The 17,686-nt window shown below is 61.4% G+C and carries 15 protein-coding genes; 11 read left to right on the top strand and 4 right to left on the bottom strand.

From position 1 onward, the window contains the following. Nucleotides 1-12: 12 nt before the first annotated feature. The 7 genes from hisS (at nt 13) to EGJ27_RS09390 (ending at nt 7,287) form a co-directional block, all read left to right on the top strand. Entirely contained in the window at nt 13-1,302 is a 1,290-nt protein-coding gene (hisS, locus tag EGJ27_RS09420; protein ID WP_125830457.1) for a histidine--tRNA ligase, read from the top strand. A gap of 72 nt (nt 1,303-1,374) precedes the next feature. Then, nucleotides 1,375-1,983, top strand: a complete 609-nt coding sequence (locus EGJ27_RS09415) for a tetratricopeptide repeat protein (protein ID WP_177522997.1) — start codon at nt 1,375-1,377, stop codon at nt 1,981-1,983. Continuing rightward, nucleotides 1,976-3,127 (top strand): outer membrane protein assembly factor BamB, encoded by a 1,152-nt coding sequence (bamB, locus tag EGJ27_RS09410; RefSeq protein ID WP_125830455.1) that lies wholly within the window; start codon nt 1,976-1,978, stop codon nt 3,125-3,127. Before EGJ27_RS09415 ends, bamB begins: the two co-directional genes overlap by 8 nt. A gap of 140 nt (nt 3,128-3,267) precedes the next feature. Then, entirely contained in the window at nt 3,268-4,737 is a 1,470-nt protein-coding gene (gene der, locus EGJ27_RS09405; protein ID WP_125830454.1) for a ribosome biogenesis GTPase Der, read from the top strand. A 132-nt stretch (nt 4,738-4,869) separates the two neighbouring features. Then, nucleotides 4,870-6,018, top strand: a complete 1,149-nt coding sequence (locus tag EGJ27_RS09400) for a pyridoxal phosphate-dependent aminotransferase (protein WP_125830453.1) — start codon at nt 4,870-4,872, stop codon at nt 6,016-6,018. Continuing rightward, nucleotides 6,006-6,797: an amidohydrolase gene (locus EGJ27_RS09395; RefSeq protein WP_125830452.1), complete on the top strand. Its 792-nt coding sequence runs from the start codon at nt 6,006-6,008 to the stop codon at nt 6,795-6,797. Before EGJ27_RS09400 ends, EGJ27_RS09395 begins: the two co-directional genes overlap by 13 nt. Before the next feature lie 58 nt (nt 6,798-6,855). Further along, the gene (locus EGJ27_RS09390) at nt 6,856-7,287 is read left to right on the top strand and encodes a FlxA-like family protein (RefSeq protein ID WP_125830718.1); all 432 of its coding nucleotides are present in this window, start codon (nt 6,856-6,858) and stop codon (nt 7,285-7,287) included. 77 nt (nt 7,288-7,364) lie between these two features. Here EGJ27_RS09390 and EGJ27_RS09385 read toward each other — a convergent pair whose 3' ends face one another. From EGJ27_RS09385 to xseA, 4 genes are all read right to left on the bottom strand, one after another. Further along, nucleotides 7,365-8,234: an oxaloacetate decarboxylase gene (locus EGJ27_RS09385; protein ID WP_125830451.1), complete on the bottom strand. Its 870-nt coding sequence runs from the start codon at nt 8,232-8,234 to the stop codon at nt 7,365-7,367. A gap of 385 nt (nt 8,235-8,619) precedes the next feature. Continuing rightward, the gene (gene leuA / locus EGJ27_RS09380; protein WP_125830450.1) at nt 8,620-10,290 is read right to left on the bottom strand and encodes a 2-isopropylmalate synthase; all 1,671 of its coding nucleotides are present in this window, start codon (nt 10,288-10,290) and stop codon (nt 8,620-8,622) included. 447 nt (nt 10,291-10,737) lie between these two features. Beyond that, on the bottom strand, nt 10,738-11,562 hold the full coding sequence (locus EGJ27_RS09375; RefSeq protein ID WP_125830449.1) for a peptidoglycan DD-metalloendopeptidase family protein: 825 nt from the start codon (nt 11,560-11,562) through the stop codon (nt 10,738-10,740). Nucleotides 11,563-11,565: 3 nt separating this feature from the next. After that, the gene (gene xseA / locus EGJ27_RS09370; protein ID WP_125830448.1) at nt 11,566-12,945 is read right to left on the bottom strand and encodes an exodeoxyribonuclease VII large subunit; all 1,380 of its coding nucleotides are present in this window, start codon (nt 12,943-12,945) and stop codon (nt 11,566-11,568) included. Between the two features lie 59 nt (nt 12,946-13,004). Between xseA and EGJ27_RS09365 the strand changes: the two genes are divergently transcribed. The 4 genes from EGJ27_RS09365 to guaA all read left to right on the top strand — a co-directional run bounded on the left by EGJ27_RS09365 (nt 13,005) and on the right by guaA (nt 17,653). After that, a complete protein-coding gene (locus EGJ27_RS09365) occupies nt 13,005-13,784 on the top strand; it encodes a sulfite exporter TauE/SafE family protein (RefSeq protein WP_177522988.1) in 780 nt (259 codons plus the stop codon). A gap of 72 nt (nt 13,785-13,856) precedes the next feature. Then, nucleotides 13,857-14,405, top strand: a complete 549-nt coding sequence (locus tag EGJ27_RS09360; RefSeq protein ID WP_125830446.1) for a sugar ABC transporter ATPase — start codon at nt 13,857-13,859, stop codon at nt 14,403-14,405. A gap of 95 nt (nt 14,406-14,500) precedes the next feature. Continuing rightward, nucleotides 14,501-15,970: an IMP dehydrogenase gene (gene guaB / locus EGJ27_RS09355; protein ID WP_125830445.1), complete on the top strand. Its 1,470-nt coding sequence runs from the start codon at nt 14,501-14,503 to the stop codon at nt 15,968-15,970. 105 nt (nt 15,971-16,075) lie between these two features. Further along, nucleotides 16,076-17,653, top strand: coding sequence for a glutamine-hydrolyzing GMP synthase (gene guaA / locus EGJ27_RS09350; RefSeq protein ID WP_125830444.1), 1,578 nt, complete (start codon nt 16,076-16,078; stop codon nt 17,651-17,653). The last annotated feature ends 33 nt before the right edge of the window (nt 17,654-17,686 follow it).

The raw sequence follows: 17,686 nt of genomic DNA, 5'->3' as shown, positions 1-17,686 counted from the left end.
TAAGGATTTTTTGTGAGTAAGTCTCTGCAAGCCATTCGTGGCATGAACGATATCCTGCCCGAGCAGACTCCGTTGTGGCGTCACTTCGAAGGCACGGTCGCGGGTCTTCTGGATAACTACGGCTATCGCCAGATCCGCATGCCGATCGTCGAGTTCACCGACCTGTTCAAGCGCTCCATCGGCGAAGTGACCGATATCGTCGAGAAGGAGATGTACACCTTCGCCGACCGTAACGGCGACTCCCTGACCTTGCGCCCCGAAGGCACCGCCGCCTGCGTGCGTGCAGTGCTGGAACACGGCATTACCGGCGGCGGCCAGGTTCAGAAACTGTGGTATATCGGCCCGATGTTCCGCCACGAGCGTCCGCAGAAAGGCCGCTATCGCCAGTTCCACCAGATCGGCGTGGAAGTGTTCAACCTCGACGGTCCGGACATCGACGCCGAGCTGATCGTGATGACCTGGCGCCTGTGGGGCCTGCTGGGCATCCGCAATGCCGTCAAACTCGAACTCAACAGCCTGGGCACCAGCGAAGCCCGTGGTCGCTATCGTGAAGCGCTGGTCGAATACCTGACTGCGCGCCTCGACCAGCTGGACGAAGACAGCCAGCGTCGCCTCAAGACCAACCCTTTGCGGGTGCTGGATACCAAGCACCCTGAAACCCAGGCCGTGCTGGTTGACGCGCCGAAGCTGGCCGATTACCTGGATGACGAATCGCGCATCCATTTCGACGGCCTCAAGGCGCGGCTCGATGCGGCCGGTATTCCGTACGTTATCAACCCCAAGCTGGTGCGTGGCCTGGATTATTACAGCAAGACGGTCTTCGAGTGGGTGACCGACCAGTTGGGTGCCCAGGGCACGGTGTGTGCGGGTGGTCGTTACGACGGCCTGGTCGAGCAGATGGGCGGCAAGCCTACCGCAGGCGTTGGTTTCGCCATGGGCATCGAGCGTCTGGTGCTGCTGCTTGAAACCCTGGAACAGATCCCGGAAGAGATTTCCCGCCAGATCGACGTCTACGTCTGCGCCTTCGGCGAAGCGGCCGAACTGGCCGCCTTGACCCTGACCGAACAGGTACGTGACCGGTTGCCGCAGCTGCGTCTGCAGGTCAATGCCGGCGCGGGCAGCTTCAAGAGCCAGTTCAAGAAAGCCGACAAGAGCGGCGCGTTGTATGCGTTGATCCTTGGCGAAGAAGAACTGGCCCAGCGGATCATCGGTGTCAAACCCCTGCGCGGGCAGGGCGAACAACAGAATATTGCCTGGGATGCTCTGTCCGAGCACCTGGCCTCCTGCGTCGTGCAGGGTTGAAGCTGATTAACAGCCGATTTAGCGAATAGGAGTATTGGGGTGTCGGGTACTGAAGATGATGAGCTGGCGGGAATGAAGGACTGGTGGCAGCGTAACGGCAAGCCTCTGGTGACCGGTGCTCTGCTGGCGTTGATCGTGGTCCTGGGCTGGCAAGCCTGGCAGCGATACCAGACCAACCAGTCGCAGGGCGCCTCGATCCTTTACCAGCAACTGCTGGAAACCGCGCTGACGCCGAGCGGCCAGGCCGATACCGCGCAGGTTGCGCAGATCGCCGGCAAGCTCAAGAGCGAGTTCGGTGGAACCACCTACGCGCAATTTGGTAGCCTCTTCGTCGCCAAGGTGGCGGTGGACAACGGCAAGCTCGATGACGCCGCGGCGGAACTGAAGGCCGTTGCCGACAAACCGGCCACCGCAACGCTGGGCGAAATCGCCCGTCAGCGTCTTGCCCGGGTACTGGCCGCGCAGAACAAGGCCGAAGAAGCGCTCAAGCTGCTCGCCGGTGACGCCGATAAAGCGTTCCTGGCCGGCCGTGAAGAACTCAAGGGTGACCTGTTGGTACAACTGGGTCGTACCGACGAGGCACATGCTGCATACCAAAAGGCCAAATCCGCCCTGTCTGAAGAAGCAGCGGTAGGCGGCCTGCAAATGAAGCTCGACGATCTGGCGAAAGGGGATGCGTGACGTGATTCGTTGGAAACATGCAGCATTGCTGGCTCTGGCCATTCTGGCCGCGGGTTGCAGCAGCAACAGCAAGAAGGAACTTCCGCCGGCCGAGCTGACCGACTTCCAGGAAGAAGTCGTCCTGCAGAAGCAGTGGAGCCACTCGATCGGTGACGGTCAGGGCGAAACCTACAACATGCTGGTCCCGGCCATCGAAGGTGACCGCATCTACGCCGGTGATGTGAACGGTCTGGTGGAGTCCCTGGACCGCCTGACCGGTGACGTGATCTGGAAGAAAGACCTGGAACTGCCGGTTTCCGGTGCCGTTGGCGTTGGTTACGGCATGGTCATGATCGGCACGCTCAAGGGTGAAGTGGTGGCCCTGGACGCGTCGTCCGGTGAAGAAAAATGGCGCGCCCGCGTGACCAGTGAAGTCCTGGCTCCGCCTGCGACCAATGGTGACGTGGTGGTCGTGCAAACGCAGGACGACCGCGTGATCGGACTCGATGCCGCCACCGGCAGCCAGCGCTGGATCTACGAAAGCACGCCTGCCGTCCTGACTCTGCGTGGCACCGGTGCTCCGCTGGTCACCAATCGTCTGGCGATTGCCGGCCTTTCGACCGGTAAAGTCGTGGCGCTGGATACTGCCAACGGTGTTCCGGTCTGGGAACAGCGCGTTGCCGTTCCCCAGGGTCGTTCGGAACTGGAGCGCGTCGTCGACATCGACGGCGGTCTGCTGCTGTCCGGCGGCACCCTGTACGTGGCCAGCTATCAGGGCCGCGTAGCGGGTCTGGATCTGGAAAGCGGCCGGGTACTCTGGCAGCGTGACGCTTCCAGCTACTCGGGTGTAGCGCAGGGCTTTGGCAGTGTCTATGCGACACTGGCGTCCGGCACGGTCGAAGGCATCGACGAGCGTTCTTCGAGCGCGCTGTGGAGCAACGAATCGCTGGCGCGTCGCCAATTGGGCGCACCGGAAGTGTTTTCCAGCTACGTGGCGGTCGGCGACATGGAAGGCTATCTTCACCTGTTGAGCCAGGTGGATGGTCGTTTCGTGGGCCGCGAGCGCATTGACAGCGACGGCCTGCGTGCGCGTCCGCTGGTAGTTGGCGACATGATCTACGTGTATGGCAACAGCGGCAAACTGGAAGCCCTGACCATCAAGTAAGGATTGTCCAGGCCCGGCGCTTCGCGTGCCGGGCGACCTTGCTTATGCAAGGCTGCGGCCCCTGTTGGTGCCGCTCCGAACTCCGGCCGCTGCCCCGCAGCGGCTTTTGTATTTTCTGAAATAACGAAGTGGAGAGCCGCATGGTTCCCGTAATCGCCCTGGTGGGTCGACCGAACGTCGGCAAGTCCACCATGTTCAACCGCCTGACCAGGACCCGCGACGCCATTGTCGGCGATCTGTCCGGTCTTACCCGTGATCGCCAATACGGAGAGGCGAAGTGGCAAGGGCGCTCCTATATCCTGATCGACACCGGCGGTATTTCCGGCGACGAGCATGGCATGGACGAAAAGATGGCCGAGCAGTCGCTGCTGGCCATTGAAGAAGCCGATGTCGTGCTGTTCCTGGTGGATGCCAAAGCTGGCTACACCGCTGCGGACCAGATGATTGGCGAGCACTTGCGCAAGCGCAACAAGCGTTCCTACGTGGTTGCCAACAAGATCGACAACATCGACGAGAACCTGGCACGCGCCGAGTTCAGTCCGATGGGTCTGGGCGATGCGATTCCGGTCGCCGGCGCTCACGGTCGCGGCATCTCGCAGATGCTGGAAATTGCCCTCAAGGAATTTCCACGCGATGACGACGATCTTGAAGACGGCGAGATCGAAGACGTCGCCGAAGGCGAGGAGGCCAAGCGCATTCCTGGCCCAAGCGAGAAAGACGGCATCAAGATCGCCATCATCGGCCGCCCGAACGTGGGCAAGTCGACACTGGTCAACCGCATGCTCGGTGAAGACCGGGTCATCGTGTACGACCAGCCGGGCACCACACGGGACAGCATCTACATCCCGTTCGAGCGCAACGAAGAGAAGTACACGCTGATCGACACCGCCGGTGTGCGCAAGCGCGGCAAGATCCACGAGGAAGTCGAGAAGTTCTCGGTGGTCAAGACGTTGCAGGCCATCAAGGATGCCAACGTGGTGATTTTCGTGATGGACGCCCGCGAAGGCGTGGTGGATCACGACCTGAACCTGCTGGGCTTTGCCCTGGAATCGGGCCGCGCCATCGTGATCGCGCTGAACAAGTGGGACGGCATGCTGCCGGGCGAACGTGACTACGTGAAGACCGAGCTGGAACGCCGCCTGTTCTTCGTTGACTTCGCGGACATCCACTTCATCTCCGCTCTGCACGGCACCGGCGTGGGCAACCTGTACAAGTCGGTACAGAACTCCTTCATGTCCGCCGTGACCCGCTGGCCGACCAGCCGCCTGACCCAGATTCTGGAAGACGCCGTCAGCGAACACGCCCCGCCGATGGTGGGCAGCCGCCGCATCAAGCTGCGTTACGCTCACCTGGGTGGCGCCAACCCGCCGTTGATCGTGATTCACGGTAACCAGGTCGAGAAAGTGCCCAAGTCGTATGTGCGCTATCTGGAGAACACCTACCGTCGCGTGCTGAAGCTGGTGGGTACGCCGATCCGTATCGAGTTCAAGGGCGGCGAAAACCCCTACGAGGGCAACAAGAACACGCTGACAGACCGCCAGGTCAACAAGAAGCGTCGGATGATGTCCCACCACAAGAAGGCCGACAAGAAGCGTCGCGACAAGCGTTGATTTCTTAGGGCCTCTCATGAAAAAGGCGTCTGGCACTGTGCCGGACGCCTTTTTTTATGCTCGCGCGATGGGCTATTCTGCCTGACCCCGTGCCGTTCTGTTGCCGGGCGGATTGCAGGGAAGAGGCTCTTCATGATCGACAGCAAGCTGCCCAATGTGGGCACCACCATCTTCACCGTCATGTCGCAATTGGCGGCCGACACCGGCGCCATCAATCTGTCTCAAGGCTTTCCCGATTTCGACGGCCCGCAAGCCTTGCGCGAAGCGCTGGCCCGACGCGTAGCCGAAGGCTTCAACCAGTATTCCCCGATGACCGGCTTGCCCGTCTTGCGCCAGCAGGTGGCGGCCAAGATCGCCCGCAGTTATGGCCGCCAGGTCGACTCCGATAGCGAAATCACCATCACGCCCGGTGCTACTCAGGCGATTTTCTGCGCGATCCAGACGGTGATCCGGCCTGGCGATGAAGTGATTGTTTTTGACCCGTGCTACGACAGCTACGAGCCATCGGTCGAACTGGCCGGCGGGCGCTGCGTTCACGTGCAGCTCAACCCTCGAACGTTCGCCATCGACTGGCAGAAACTCAGCGATGCATTGAGCCCGCGCACGCGCATGATCGTCATCAATAGCCCGCATAACCCCAGTGGTGCGTTGATTACCCGGGCCGATCTGGATCAACTGGCGACGCTGATCGCCGAACGCGATATCTACCTGATCAGCGACGAGGTGTATGAGCATCTGGTGTTCGACGGCGTGAGCCATGCCAGTGTGCTGAGTCACGAAGCGCTGTATCAGCGAGCGTTCGTGATCAATTCATTCGGCAAGACCTACCACGTCACCGGCTGGAAGACCGGCTACGTGGTAGCGCCGCCTGCGCTGACCGCCGAGCTGCGCAAGGTTCATCAGTATGTGAGCTTTTGCAGCGTGACCCCGCTGCAATATGCCTTGGCCGATTTCATGGCCGAGCAGCCGCAGCATGTCGAGGAGCTGCCAGGGTTCTATCAGGCCAAGCGGGATTTCTTTTGCGATCAACTTGCCGCATCGCGCTTCAGCTTCACGCCCTCGGCGGGCACCTATTTTCAATTGGTGGACTATTCGCAGATTCGTCCGGACCTCAACGACGTGGACATGGCGTTGTGGATGACCCGTGAACACGGTGTGGCGAGCATTCCGATCTCGGTGTTCTACCAGACTCCACCCCAAGGGCAGCGCTTGATCCGGCTGTGTTTTGCCAAGCGAGAGGAGACGCTGCGTCAAGCGGCGGAAAAGCTATGCGCGATCTGAGCCAACTACCCAACCTGAATATCGCCCTGATCCAGACCACCCTGGCGTGGCACGATCGCGAGGCCAATCTCGAGCATTTTGAGCACCTGCTGGATCAGGCGGCGAATGCCGAACTGGTGATCCTGCCGGAAATGTTCACCACCGGTTTCTCCATGGAGTCCGAAACGCTGGCAGAGCCTGAAGGCGGCCCGACGTCGGTATGGCTGCTCACCCAGGCCAAGCGCATCGACGCGGTGATCACCGGCAGCGTGATCGTTCGCGCCGCCGACGGCAGCTACCGCAATCGCCTGCTCTGGGCGCGTCCCGATGGCAAGTTGCAGCACTACGACAAACGCCACCTGTTCCGCATGGCCGATGAACATGAGCATTACAGCGCGGGTGAGGAGCGGGTGATCTTCGACCTCAATGGCTGGCGTATTCGGCCGCTGATTTGCTATGACCTGCGTTTTCCGGTCTGGAGCCGGGCGGTGCAGGACACCGACCTGCTGATTTACACCGCCAACTGGCCGGGTGCGCGGCGGCAGCACTGGAACCGCTTGTTGCCTGCACGGGCCATTGAAAACCTGTGTTACGTCGCGGCGGTCAATCGGGTCGGCACCGATGGCAAGGGCTTCGAGTACACCGGCGACAGCCAGGTGCTGGATTTCCAGGGTGACACCCTGCTCAGCGTGGCGGAAGCCGATGGCGTGTTTCAGGCGACCCTGAGCAGCGCAGACCTGCATGGCTATCGCACGCGCTTTCCGGCGCATCTGGATGCCGACCGCTTCGACATCGGATGAAATGCTTCAGAATATTACGGGCCGGTCGATACAGGGTGCAGACCAACAGGAGTTCGACATGACTACCATCAACACGTCTTCGCTTAGCCCATACAATGCTTCGCTTTCGCTGACCGTGAAGAACCAGGCGGCGCAAGAGCAGGCGGCTACCGGCACCAGCACTGAGAAGGCCGGCGCTACCGTTTCCCTGGCTGGCGCACAGGCAGGCGGTAAAGCGGGCGGCGCGGCCGGTGGCGGTTCTGCGACCTCTTCATCGACCGAAGAAACCATCGCCAAGATCAAGGAGCAGATCGAAGCAGCCAAGAAGGAATTGGCCAAGCAGCAGGCCCAACTGAGCGCTGCGCAGAACGGCAGCGGCACCGATGAAGAAAAAGCGCAGAAGGTGATGGCGATTCAGGTGCAGATCTCGTCGACCAATGCGACGATCCAGACGCTGCAGGCCACTTTGATTACCCTGACGACTCAGGGTGGGGTCAGCACGACGGCCTGATAGCGGGCGGGTGTTCGAGCAAAAAAACGCCCGGCTGATATCCGGGCGTTTTTTATGCGGAACATGCAGAGGTCAGGCTACTCGTTCACATTCATGAATTTCTTCGCCCACTCCACATAATCCTGCGGCTGGGTGTAGGTGTGGGTCAGTTCGGTGGCGCTCATGTCGGTGGCGCTGGTCAGAATCTGCCGTTGTTCTCTCAGGCAGTCGTAAGTGGCCTTGATGGCCGCGAAGTACGCGGCGTGGCCATCCACGCAAATGCGCACGCCCATTTCTGCCAGGCGCGCATTGTCGTGCAGTTCGGGGTTGCCGTAGGTCACCAGCATCAACGGCACGGTCACGCCTTCGGACAACTGCGCCAGGTGCTCGAAATCGCGCACGCCGACGATGGTGATGCCATCCGCGCCCGCAGCCTGATATTGCTGAACACGGCTGACCGCTTCCTGCACCGGAATGATCGCCGCGTTGGTGCGGGCGAAGATCGACAGTTCCGGGTCAACCCGTGCTTCCAGCGCCGCACGAATCTTGCCCACGCCTTCGGCGGTGGTGATCAGGTCCGTCGACTTGCGGCCGAACTGCGCCGGCAGCAACGTGTCTTCGATGGTCAACGCCGAGATGCCGGCGCGTTCCAGCTCGATGACGGTGCGCATGACGTTCAGGGCGTTGCCGTAGCCGTGGTCGGCGTCGGCGATGACCGGCAATTGTGCGACGCGCCCGATGCGCGTGGCCTGCTCGACGAATTCGCTGAGGGTGATCAAGGCGAAGTCGGGGGCGGCGAGTACCTGCAGGGAGGCGACCGAACCGCCGAGGATGCCGACTTCAAAGCCCAGGTCTGCGGCGATACGCGCAGACATGGGGTCGAACACGGAAGCTGTGTGAAAGCAGGAATTCGAGGAGGTCAGCGCGCGAAAGTCACGGCGCAGATCCTGATGGGAAGCCTTAGGCATAATCGCTCCAAATGTGATTGGATCAGCTCAGCGTTACCGAGGCCGATGGGTTCTTCAATGCATGGGTGGTCGGCCCGCGCATTCTTTTCGTCCGGATATCAAAACAATAGTCGTCGTGGTGTTTGGAAAAAGATTGCTGCTCAAAGAGGCAGTCGTTCAGGCCCCGACGGCGAATGATTTGCCGTCGACACTACTCTGTACAGAGTGCCCGAACCAGGTAAAGGCAGCATGCTACCACAGCATAAATGAAAAAGATTATGCCGAAATGGGCGCTGTTATGCGGATCATGCAAGACCGTAATGGCCGGGGTTTGGCAGGGCAGGACGGGGGTTGGCGAGGACAAGGAGATCGACGGGCGGGCGCCCGCCGACCTGTGCAAAGACCGTCAGGCAGCCTTGGCTTGCGCTTGGCTCAAGGAGCGATTCAGCGCGCTGAACAGTGCGCGGAAACTGGCGGTGGTGATGTTTTCATCGATGCCCACGCCGTGTACCGCACGGTCGCCATTGACCCGCAGTTCGATGTAGGCCGCAGCCTTGGCAGTGGTGCCCGAACCGATGGCATGTTCGTTGTAGTCCATGATTTCCACGGAAACCGGCAGGCCGGCAACCAGCGCTTCCAGCGCGCCCTTGCCCTTGCCGCGCCAGTGCTGGGTTTCGCCGTCGACATGCACTTCGGCATCCACCGCGCTGTTGCCGTTCTCCTCTTGCAGCCTGTGGCTGATCAAGGCGTAAGGCGTGTTGGCCTGCAGGTATTCACGGCGCAGCAGCGAGTGGATCTGCTCGGCGGTCATTTCCAGGCCCAGGCGGTCGGTTTCGCCTTGAACCACCTGGCTGAACTCGATCTGCATGCGGCGCGGCAAGGAGATGCCATATTCCTGCTCCAGCAGGTAAGCGATGCCGCCCTTGCCGGACTGGCTGTTGACGCGAATCACTGCTTCATAGCTGCGACCGATATCGGCCGGGTCAATCGGCAGGTACGGCACCTCCCACAGGGTGCCTTCCTTCTGCTGGGCAAAGCCTTTGCGGATAGCGTCCTGGTGAGAGCCGGAGAACGCGGTGTGCACCAGGTCGCCGACGTAAGGCGCGCGCGGGTGAACCGGGATCTGGTTGCACTCTTCGACGACCTTGCGCACGCCGTCGATGTCGGAAAAGTCCAGTTGCGGGTTGATGCCCTGGGTGTAGAGGTTCAGCGCCAGGGTGACCAGATCCACGTTGCCGGTGCGCTCGCCGTTGCCGAACAGGCAGCCTTCGACACGGTCTGCGCCGGCCATCAGGCCCAGTTCGGTGGCAGCCACGCCGGTGCCACGGTCGTTGTGGGTGTGCAGGCTGATGATCACGCTGTCACGACGGTTGACGTGGCGGCAGAACCATTCGATCTGGTCGGCGTAGACATTGGGCGTCGACACCTCAACGGTGGCCGGCAGGTTGAGGATGATCTTGTTGTCCGGCGTCGGGTTCCAGACGTCGATCACCGCGTCGCAGACCTCCTTGGCGAACTCCAGCTCGGTCGCGCTGAAGGTTTCCGGCGAATACTGGAACGTCCACTGGGTTTCAGGCTGCTGGGCGGCGTACTTCACAAACAGCCTGGCGGCATTGACTGCGATCTCCTTGACGCCGGCCTTGTCCTGATTGAACACGATGCGGCGGAAGGACGGGCTGGTGGCGTTGTACAGATGCACGATGGCCTTCTTGGCGCCGCGCAGGGATTCGAACGTGCGAGCGATCAGGTCTTCGCGGGCCTGGGTCAACACCTGGATGGTGGTGTCGTCCGGGATGTGGCCTTCTTCGATCAGCGAGCGCACGAAATCGAAGTCGGTCTGCGAGGCGGAAGGGAACGACGCTTCGATTTCCTTGACGCCGACCTTGACCAGGGTCTTCCAGAAACGCAGTTTCTTGGCTGCGTCCATCGGCTCGATCAGCGATTGGTTACCGTCGCGCAGGTCAGAGCTGCACCAGATCGGCGTCGCGGTAATGGCCTTGGAGGGCCAGGTGCGATCAGGCAGATCGATGGTTGGAAAAGCACGGTACTTCGTCGAGGGATCTTTGAGCATGGTCATGGACGGAATCCTTTGTACTGAATGGGCCGATAAGAGGCGGCCAACCATAGAAGGGCAATGCAGGGTCGAGGCACCGCGATCTAGCCCGGCAGTCGTGCGCTGACCAGGCTGAGGCACCGATGCTGGCGCGAAATGATGAGGGTATGGGACGTATTCATGAGGCCAACCGTAACCATTGGCCCGAAGGTTGGCAAGCACTTGGAAAAAATTGAGATAAATCCTCGAAAAAGAGGTTTTTCGGGATTTATCTGTCGCATTAAGTCGGTGTGTTGATTTTTAATTGTTGTGCAGTATTAGCGTGCGCAATGTGTGGCTGGACGAATACTGCTATCGGTGGGAGCGACCTTGGTCGCGAAGAGGCCCGGAACAGGCGCAGCATCTGTCTTGGCATTCCATTGTCTTCGCGGACGAGTCCGCTCCTACACGAGAGTGTGTACGCCGTTACTGCTAAGGCTGAAACGCGCCAATGAAAATTGCCGGATCGACCCGCGCGTCATTAAGGCTGACGTTCCAGTGCATGTGCGGGCCGGTGGCGCGGCCGGTGGAGCCGACTTTGCCGACTACGCCGCCACGCGCAACGCTGTCGCCGGTCTTCACGTCGATCTTCGACATATGGCAGAACATGCTGATGAAGCCCTGGCCGTGGTCGACGAACACGGTGTTGCCGTTGAAGAAGTAATTGCCGATCAGAATCACCTTGCCTGCCGCAGGCGACTTGATGGGGGTGCCGGCCGGGACCGCAAAATCGAGGCCTGCGTGAGGGTTGCGCTCTTCGCCGTTGAAGAAACGGCGCACGCCGAATTTGCTCGACAATGGGCCGTTGACCGGCTTGTCGAGAATCAGATTGCTGGGCGTACCTGCACTGAAGCTGCGGTAAGCGCGGATCTGCTCGGCCAGTTCGCCCTCGATGCGCTTGACGTCATCCGGATTCGGATTCACCTGACGCTTGTTCTTCAAGGTGATGCGCTGCTCCGGGTATTTCTTGCTGCCCACCGTGAAGCTGAGTGCGCGGCCGCCTGTAGACAACTGTTCGGTGCCCGGTTTGACCGTCAACGGGATGCCGACAATCGCCAGCCAGCGAACGCCTTGCTCCTTGACCACCATCACCGGCTTGCCTTGATACGTGGCTTTGGGCGCCTGCGCGCCGGTTCCCAGATCGATGACCGCCACACCGCCCGGCACCGGTTTGTTAAGGGCGCGGGTGATGAAGCTGTCGGCCTGCGCAGGCAGGCACAGCAGCAGAGCGAACAGGGGAGCAATCAGACGAAGCATCGGTCAGTCCAGTAGGGAAAGGGTCACGGGTGTGAGGTGGTTGTCTTCGACCCGCACTTGCAGCTCGCCTTCGCCAAGCTTTGCGGTCAGCCGTTGGCCGGTGCGGGTTTGCGAGGCGGCGCGGATCGCGTGGCCGCGCTCGTCGAGCAGAATGCTGTAGCCACGACCCAGCGTGGCCAGCGGGCTGACCACGTGCAACGTCTGCACTTGGCTTTGCAACTGCAACTGGCGAGTCTTGAGCCCTTCGCGCATTGCGCGGGGCAGGCGGTCGGCCAGGCCGTTCAGACGCTGACGTAGAAAACCCAGAGTGCGCCCTGGATGCTGGGCGGCGAGTCGGCTCTCCATATGCGCCAGACGCACCTGACGCTTGTGCATGCTTTGCTCGAAAGCGCGGCGCATGCGCATGTCCAGATCGTCGAGGCGTTGTGCCTGTTGGCGCAGACGTTCGCCAGGGTGACGCAGGCGACGGGACAGACCTTCCAGGCGCAGCCGCTCACGCATCAGGCGGTCCTGCATGCGGCTGACCAGCCGGCGGTGCAGGTTATCCACCCGGCGATGCAAGTCACTGGAGTCGGGTGCGAGCAGCTCGGCGGCGGCCGACGGCGTGGGCGCGCGGACGTCCGCCACGAAATCACTGATAGACACGTCGGTCTCATGGCCGACCGCGCTGACGATAGGCGTGACGCACGCGTCGATGGCGCGGGCCACGGCCTCTTCGTTGAAGCACCACAAATCTTCCAGCGAACCGCCGCCGCGGGCCAGGATCAGTGCATCGAAGCCGCGTGAATCGGCCAGTTCGAGGGCGCGAACGATCTGATTGATGGCTTCACGGCCTTGCACGGCGGTGGGAATCAACGTCAGTTCCACCCGGGGCGCACGGCGCCGGAATACGCTGATGATGTCGCGAATCACGGCACCGGTCGGCGAACTGATGATGCCGATACGTTGCGGATGCAGCGGCAGCGCAACCTTGCGCTCGGCGCTGAACAGGCCTTCTTCGCTGAGCTTGGTTTTCAGCGCGTCGAACGCCAGCCGCAGAGCGCCGTCGCCCGCTGGTTCAACCGTGTCGAGAATCAGCTGGTAATCGCCGCGTCCTTCGAACAGCGAAACCTTGCCGCGGACCTTGACCTGCAGGCCGTCGCGCAGCGCCTGGCGTACCCGCGCGGCGCTCTGGCGAAACAGCGCACAACGCACTTGCGCGCCGGCGTCCTTGAGGGTGAAGTACACGTGCCCGGAAGCCGGTCGCGACAGGTTGGAAATCTCGCCTTCCACCCAGATGCCGCTGAACACATCTTCCAGCAACACCCGGGCACGCCCGTTGAGCTGAGTGACGGTCAGGACTTCCCGGTCAAGGCCAAGTCTTGCGAAGGGGTCTTTAATCATGTGGGCATCATAATGGCAATGCCGCCGTAGCGCACTGATCCGAATCCATGGAGGAAAAATTGGCAAACATCGATGTTGTCGCAGCGTTCGGGCTGTTGGGCTTCACCCCGCTGGACTGGCTGCTGATCGAGCTGACGCTGGTCGCCGCTTATATCGTGTTCGGCATCGCCGGGTTTGGCACGGCGCTGGTTGCCGGTCCCATTCTGGTCCACTTCATGCCGCTGTCGCGGATCATTCCTTTATTGGTGCTGCTCGATTTCCTGGCGGCATTCGGCAACCTGCTGCCGTCGCGTCACGCGGTGGTGCGCACCGAGCTGCTGCGGCTGTTGCCCTGCATGGCGGTGGGTTGTGCGTTGGGTGTGACGTTTCTGCTCACTCTCAAATCTGACCTGCTGCTTCTTTTGATGGGGCTGTTCGTCACCGCCTATGCCCTATACAGCCTGGCCGTAAAAATACGACCCACCCAACTTGCTGCCGGTTGGTCGATTCCGCTGGGGACGGTGGGCGGGCTGTTCGGAGCGTTGTTCGGCAGCGGCGGATTCCTCTATGCGATCTACCTCAACAGTCGGCTGACCGACAAAAATCAGGCACGGGCCACGCAAAGCGCATTGATCAGCTGCAGCGCCATCGTGCGCCTGAGCCTGTTTCTGATTGTCGGGGTGTACGCCGACATTCCATTGCTGCTTCTGGCGATCTGCCTGCTGCCGGCCATGCTGCTGGGCTCGCTGTTCGGCCGTCACCTGACCATGAAGATGTCCCGCGAAGCCTTCGTGCGGCTGGTGACCTGGCTGGTGCTGGTCAGCGGCGTGGCGTTGATCGCGCGTTATGTCAGCGGCTGAGCGATTGGGCTTGACCTGTCTCCATGGCTGATTAAGCTGCCGCACTCGACCAGCCGCCAGCGACACGCCGCCATGAACACCCAGAGCATCATCGTCCCGCAAATCTCCACGTTCCCCGGACATGAGGCCAGGGCGCGCCTGATTCTGCGCTGGCTCACCAAGATCAACGTGGTCGAGCCGGAACTGACCACCTGCGGCCGCACCGGCAACAAGATGGCCTACGCCATTGCGCCGGGCGCACGCCGGGTCGTGGAAAACCCGCAGGCGCTGCCTTTCGGCGAAACCATCAACGGCCTGGAAGTGGTGACCAGGCGCTGTATCTATACACCGCTGAAGGATTTCGCCGAGGAGGCCGGGTGCCCGGAATGTCGCCGGGAAATCGGCGAAGTGCTGTTCGACAGTCTGGAAGACTGGATGCCCGGCCACACCGATAACTTCACCTGCCCGCAATGCCGTCACGAAGACGATATCAACGGCTTTCTGTTCCTGGACGCGTGCGGGTTTTCCAACCTGGGTTTCATCTTCAACAACTGGCTGGACGCCTCGTTCACCCAGAGTTTTCTCGACGACTTCGCCGAACGGCTGGATCGCCCGGTTTCTTTCGTCAAAGTACGGCTTTAGGCCGGTTTGAGATTGGCCTCAGGTTTGCATTGAGAAGGCAGGGGTGTATGGGTATAATGGCGCGCTTCCAATTTTCCCTCCCGGGAGCCCCCGCGATGCTGCGTATCAGTCAAGAAGCTCTAACATTCGACGACATTCTCCTAGTGCCTGGTTATTCCGAGGTGCTACCCAACGAAGTCAGTCTGAAAACCCGTTTGACCCGTGGCATCGAGCTGAATATTCCTTTGGTCTCCGCTGCAATGGACACCGTTACCGAAGCCCGTCTGGCCATTGCCATGGCTCAGGAAGGCGGTATCGGTATCATCCACAAGAACATGACCATCGAGCAGCAAGCTGCCGAAGTGCGCAAGGTCAAGAAGTTCGAAGCCGGTGTCGTCAAGGATCCAATCACCATCGAGGCTGATGCCACGGTGCGTGACCTGTTCGAGCTCACCCGCCTGCACAACATTTCCGGCGTACCCGTACTGCATGATGGCGACCTGGTCGGCATCGTGACGTCCCGTGACGTGCGTTTCGAAAACCGTCTGGACGTGCCGGTCCGCGAAGTGATGACGCCGAAAGAGCGCCTGGTCACTGTACGCGAAGGCGCCGACAAGAATGAGGTTCGCGAGCTGCTGCACAAGCATCGTCTCGAGAAAGTCCTGATCGTCGACGGCAAGTTCGCCCTTAAGGGCATGATGACCGTCAAGGACATCGAAAAAGCCAAGGCCTATCCGCTGGCGAGCAAGGACGACCAGGGTCGTCTGCGTGTCGGCGCTGCCGTCGGCACCGGCAAGGACACCGGCGACCGCGTGACCGCACTGGTTGCCGCCGGGGTTGACGTGGTGGTGGTCGACACCGCCCACGGTCACTCCAAAGGCGTGATCGACCGCGTTCGCTGGGTCAAGGAAAACTTCCCGGAAGTCCAGGTCATCGGCGGCAATATCGCCACTGGCGCTGCTGCCAAGGCGCTGGCCGCTGCTGGCGCCGACGCCGTCAAGGTCGGCATCGGTCCTGGTTCGATCTGCACCACCCGTATCGTTGCTGGTGTCGGCGTTCCGCAAATCAGCGCCATCGCCAACGTGGCGGCTGCGCTGGAAGGCACCGGCGTTCCGCTGATCGCCGACGGCGGCATCCGTTTCTCCGGTGACCTGTCCAAGGCCATCGTGGCGGGTGCGTCCTGCGTGATGATGGGCTCGATGTTCGCCGGTACTGAAGAAGCGCCGGGCGAAATCGAACTGTTCCAGGGTCGTTCCTACAAGGCTTACCGCGGCATGGGCTCGCTGGGCGCCATGTCCCAGTCCCAGGGTTCTTCGGACCGTTACTTCCAGGATTCGTCCGCCGGTGCCGAGAAACTGGTACCGGAAGGCATCGAAGGCCGCGTGGCTTACAAAGGCCCGCTGGCTGCCATCGTCCACCAGCTGATGGGCGGCCTGCGTTCCTCGATGGGCTACACCGGTAGCGCCGATATCGAAGAAATGCGCACCAAGCCCGAGTTCGTCCGCATTACCGGCGCCGGCATGGCTGAATCCCACGTCCACGACGTGCAGATCACCAAGGAAGCGCCGAACTATCGCGTTGGTTGATCCGGTTTGCGTCGTGGTTTCTGCCGCGACGCATCCCGACATGCTTTATAGCCGGGGCTGTTGACGCAGCCCCGTGTCGTTTCTGTTTTTTGACGAGAATGAGTCATGGCCCTCGACATTCACGCCCACCGTATCCTGATCCTCGACTTCGGTTCCCAGTACACCCAGCTGATCGCCCGCCGCGTGCGCGAAATCGGCGTGTATTGCGAACTGCACCCGTTCGACATGGATGACGAAGCGATTCGCGAATTCGCCCCGCGCGGGATCATCCTGGCCGGCGGCCCCGAGTCCGTCCACGAAGCCGACAGCCCGCGCGCGCCACAGGCCGTGTTCGACCTGGGCGTACCGGTCTTCGGTATCTGCTACGGCATGCAGACCATGGCTGAACAGCTGGGTGGCCGCGTTGCCGGTTCCGACCTGCGTGAGTTCGGTTACGCCCGCGTCGACGTCGTCGGCAAGAGCCGCGTGCTCGACGGTATCGAAGACCATATCGACGCCGACGGCGTGTTCGGTCTCGACGTCTGGATGAGCCATGGCGACAAGGTCACCGAAATTCCGGATGGCTTCCACGTCCTGGCCAGCACCCCGAGCTGCCCGATCGCCGGCATGGCCGACGACACCCGCGGCTACTACGGCGTGCAGTTCCACCCGGAAGTGACCCACACCAAGCAGGGCGGTCGCATCCTGTCGCGCTTCATCCTCGACATCTGCGGTTGCGAAGCCTTGTGGACGCCGTCGCACATCGCCGACGACGCCATCGCCAACATCCGCGCCCAGGTCGGCACCGACAACGTGCTGCTGGGCCTGTCCGGCGGCGTCGATTCGTCCGTGGTTGCAGCGCTGCTGCACAAGGCCATCGGCGACCAGCTGACCTGCGTCTTCGTCGACAACGGCCTGCTTCGCTTGCACGAAGGCGAGCAAGTGATGGCCATGTTCGCCGAGAACATGGGCGTCAAGGTGATCCGCGCCAACGCTGAAGAGCAGTTCCTCAACAACCTGGCTGGCGAGAGCGATCCAGAGAAGAAGCGCAAGATCATCGGTCGCACCTTCATCGAGGTGTTCGATGCCGAATCCTGCAAGCTGGACAACATCAAGTACCTGGCGCAAGGCACCATTTACCCGGACGTGATCGAGTCGGCTGGCGCGAAAAGCGGCAAGGCTCACGTGATCAAGTCGCACCACAACGTGGGCGGCCTGCCGGAGGAAATGAACCTCAAGCTGGTCGAGCCATTGCGCGAACTGTTCAAGGACGAAGTCCGTCGCCTCGGCCTGGAGCTGGGCCTGCCGTACGACATGGTCTACCGCCACCCATTCCCAGGCCCTGGCCTGGGCGTGCGGATCCTGGGTGAAGTGAAGAAGGAATACGCCGACCTGCTGCGTCGCGCGGACCACATCTTCATCGAAGAACTGCGCAAGGCCGACTGGTATCACAAAGTCAGCCAGGCATTCGTCGTGTTCCAGCCGGTGAAATCTGTCGGTGTGGTCGGCGACGGCCGTCGCTACGCCTGGGTCGTGGCCCTGCGTGCCGTGGAAACCATCGACTTCATGACCGCCCGTTGGGCCCACCTGCCTTACGAGCTGCTGGAAACCGTCAGCGGCCGCATCATCAACGAGATCGAAGGCATCTCGCGAGTGACCTACGACGTGTCGAGCAAGCCGCCGGCGACGATTGAGTGGGAGTGACCCCAAGCCCCGGCTTTATGATTAAGCCGTAGC

Source organism: Pseudomonas sp. v388 (genome assembly GCF_003935425.1).
Taxonomy (GTDB): domain Bacteria; phylum Pseudomonadota; class Gammaproteobacteria; order Pseudomonadales; family Pseudomonadaceae; genus Aquipseudomonas.
Note: the sequence above shows the minus strand (reverse complement) of the source record. Positions and strands in the feature narration are given on the sequence as shown.

Coding starts and splice junctions, on each gene's coding strand:
- EGJ27_RS09415 (WP_177522997.1), top strand. CDS start 1,375: ATGAAGGACTGGTGGCAGCGTAACGGCAAGCCTCTGGTGACCGGTGCT.
- bamB (WP_125830455.1), top strand. CDS start 1,976: ATGCGTGACGTGATTCGTTGGAAACATGCAGCATTGCTGGCTCTGGCC.
- der (WP_125830454.1), top strand. CDS start 3,268: ATGGTTCCCGTAATCGCCCTGGTGGGTCGACCGAACGTCGGCAAGTCC.
- EGJ27_RS09400 (WP_125830453.1), top strand. CDS start 4,870: ATGATCGACAGCAAGCTGCCCAATGTGGGCACCACCATCTTCACCGTC.
- EGJ27_RS09395 (WP_125830452.1), top strand. CDS start 6,006: ATGCGCGATCTGAGCCAACTACCCAACCTGAATATCGCCCTGATCCAG.
- EGJ27_RS09390 (WP_125830718.1), top strand. CDS start 6,856: ATGACTACCATCAACACGTCTTCGCTTAGCCCATACAATGCTTCGCTT.
- EGJ27_RS09385 (WP_125830451.1), bottom strand. CDS start 8,234: ATGCCTAAGGCTTCCCATCAGGATCTGCGCCGTGACTTTCGCGCGCTG.
- leuA (WP_125830450.1), bottom strand. CDS start 10,290: ATGACCATGCTCAAAGATCCCTCGACGAAGTACCGTGCTTTTCCAACC.
- EGJ27_RS09375 (WP_125830449.1), bottom strand. CDS start 11,562: ATGCTTCGTCTGATTGCTCCCCTGTTCGCTCTGCTGCTGTGCCTGCCT.
- xseA (WP_125830448.1), bottom strand. CDS start 12,945: ATGATTAAAGACCCCTTCGCAAGACTTGGCCTTGACCGGGAAGTCCTG.
- EGJ27_RS09360 (WP_125830446.1), top strand. CDS start 13,857: ATGAACACCCAGAGCATCATCGTCCCGCAAATCTCCACGTTCCCCGGA.
- guaB (WP_125830445.1), top strand. CDS start 14,501: ATGCTGCGTATCAGTCAAGAAGCTCTAACATTCGACGACATTCTCCTA.
- guaA (WP_125830444.1), top strand. CDS start 16,076: ATGGCCCTCGACATTCACGCCCACCGTATCCTGATCCTCGACTTCGGT.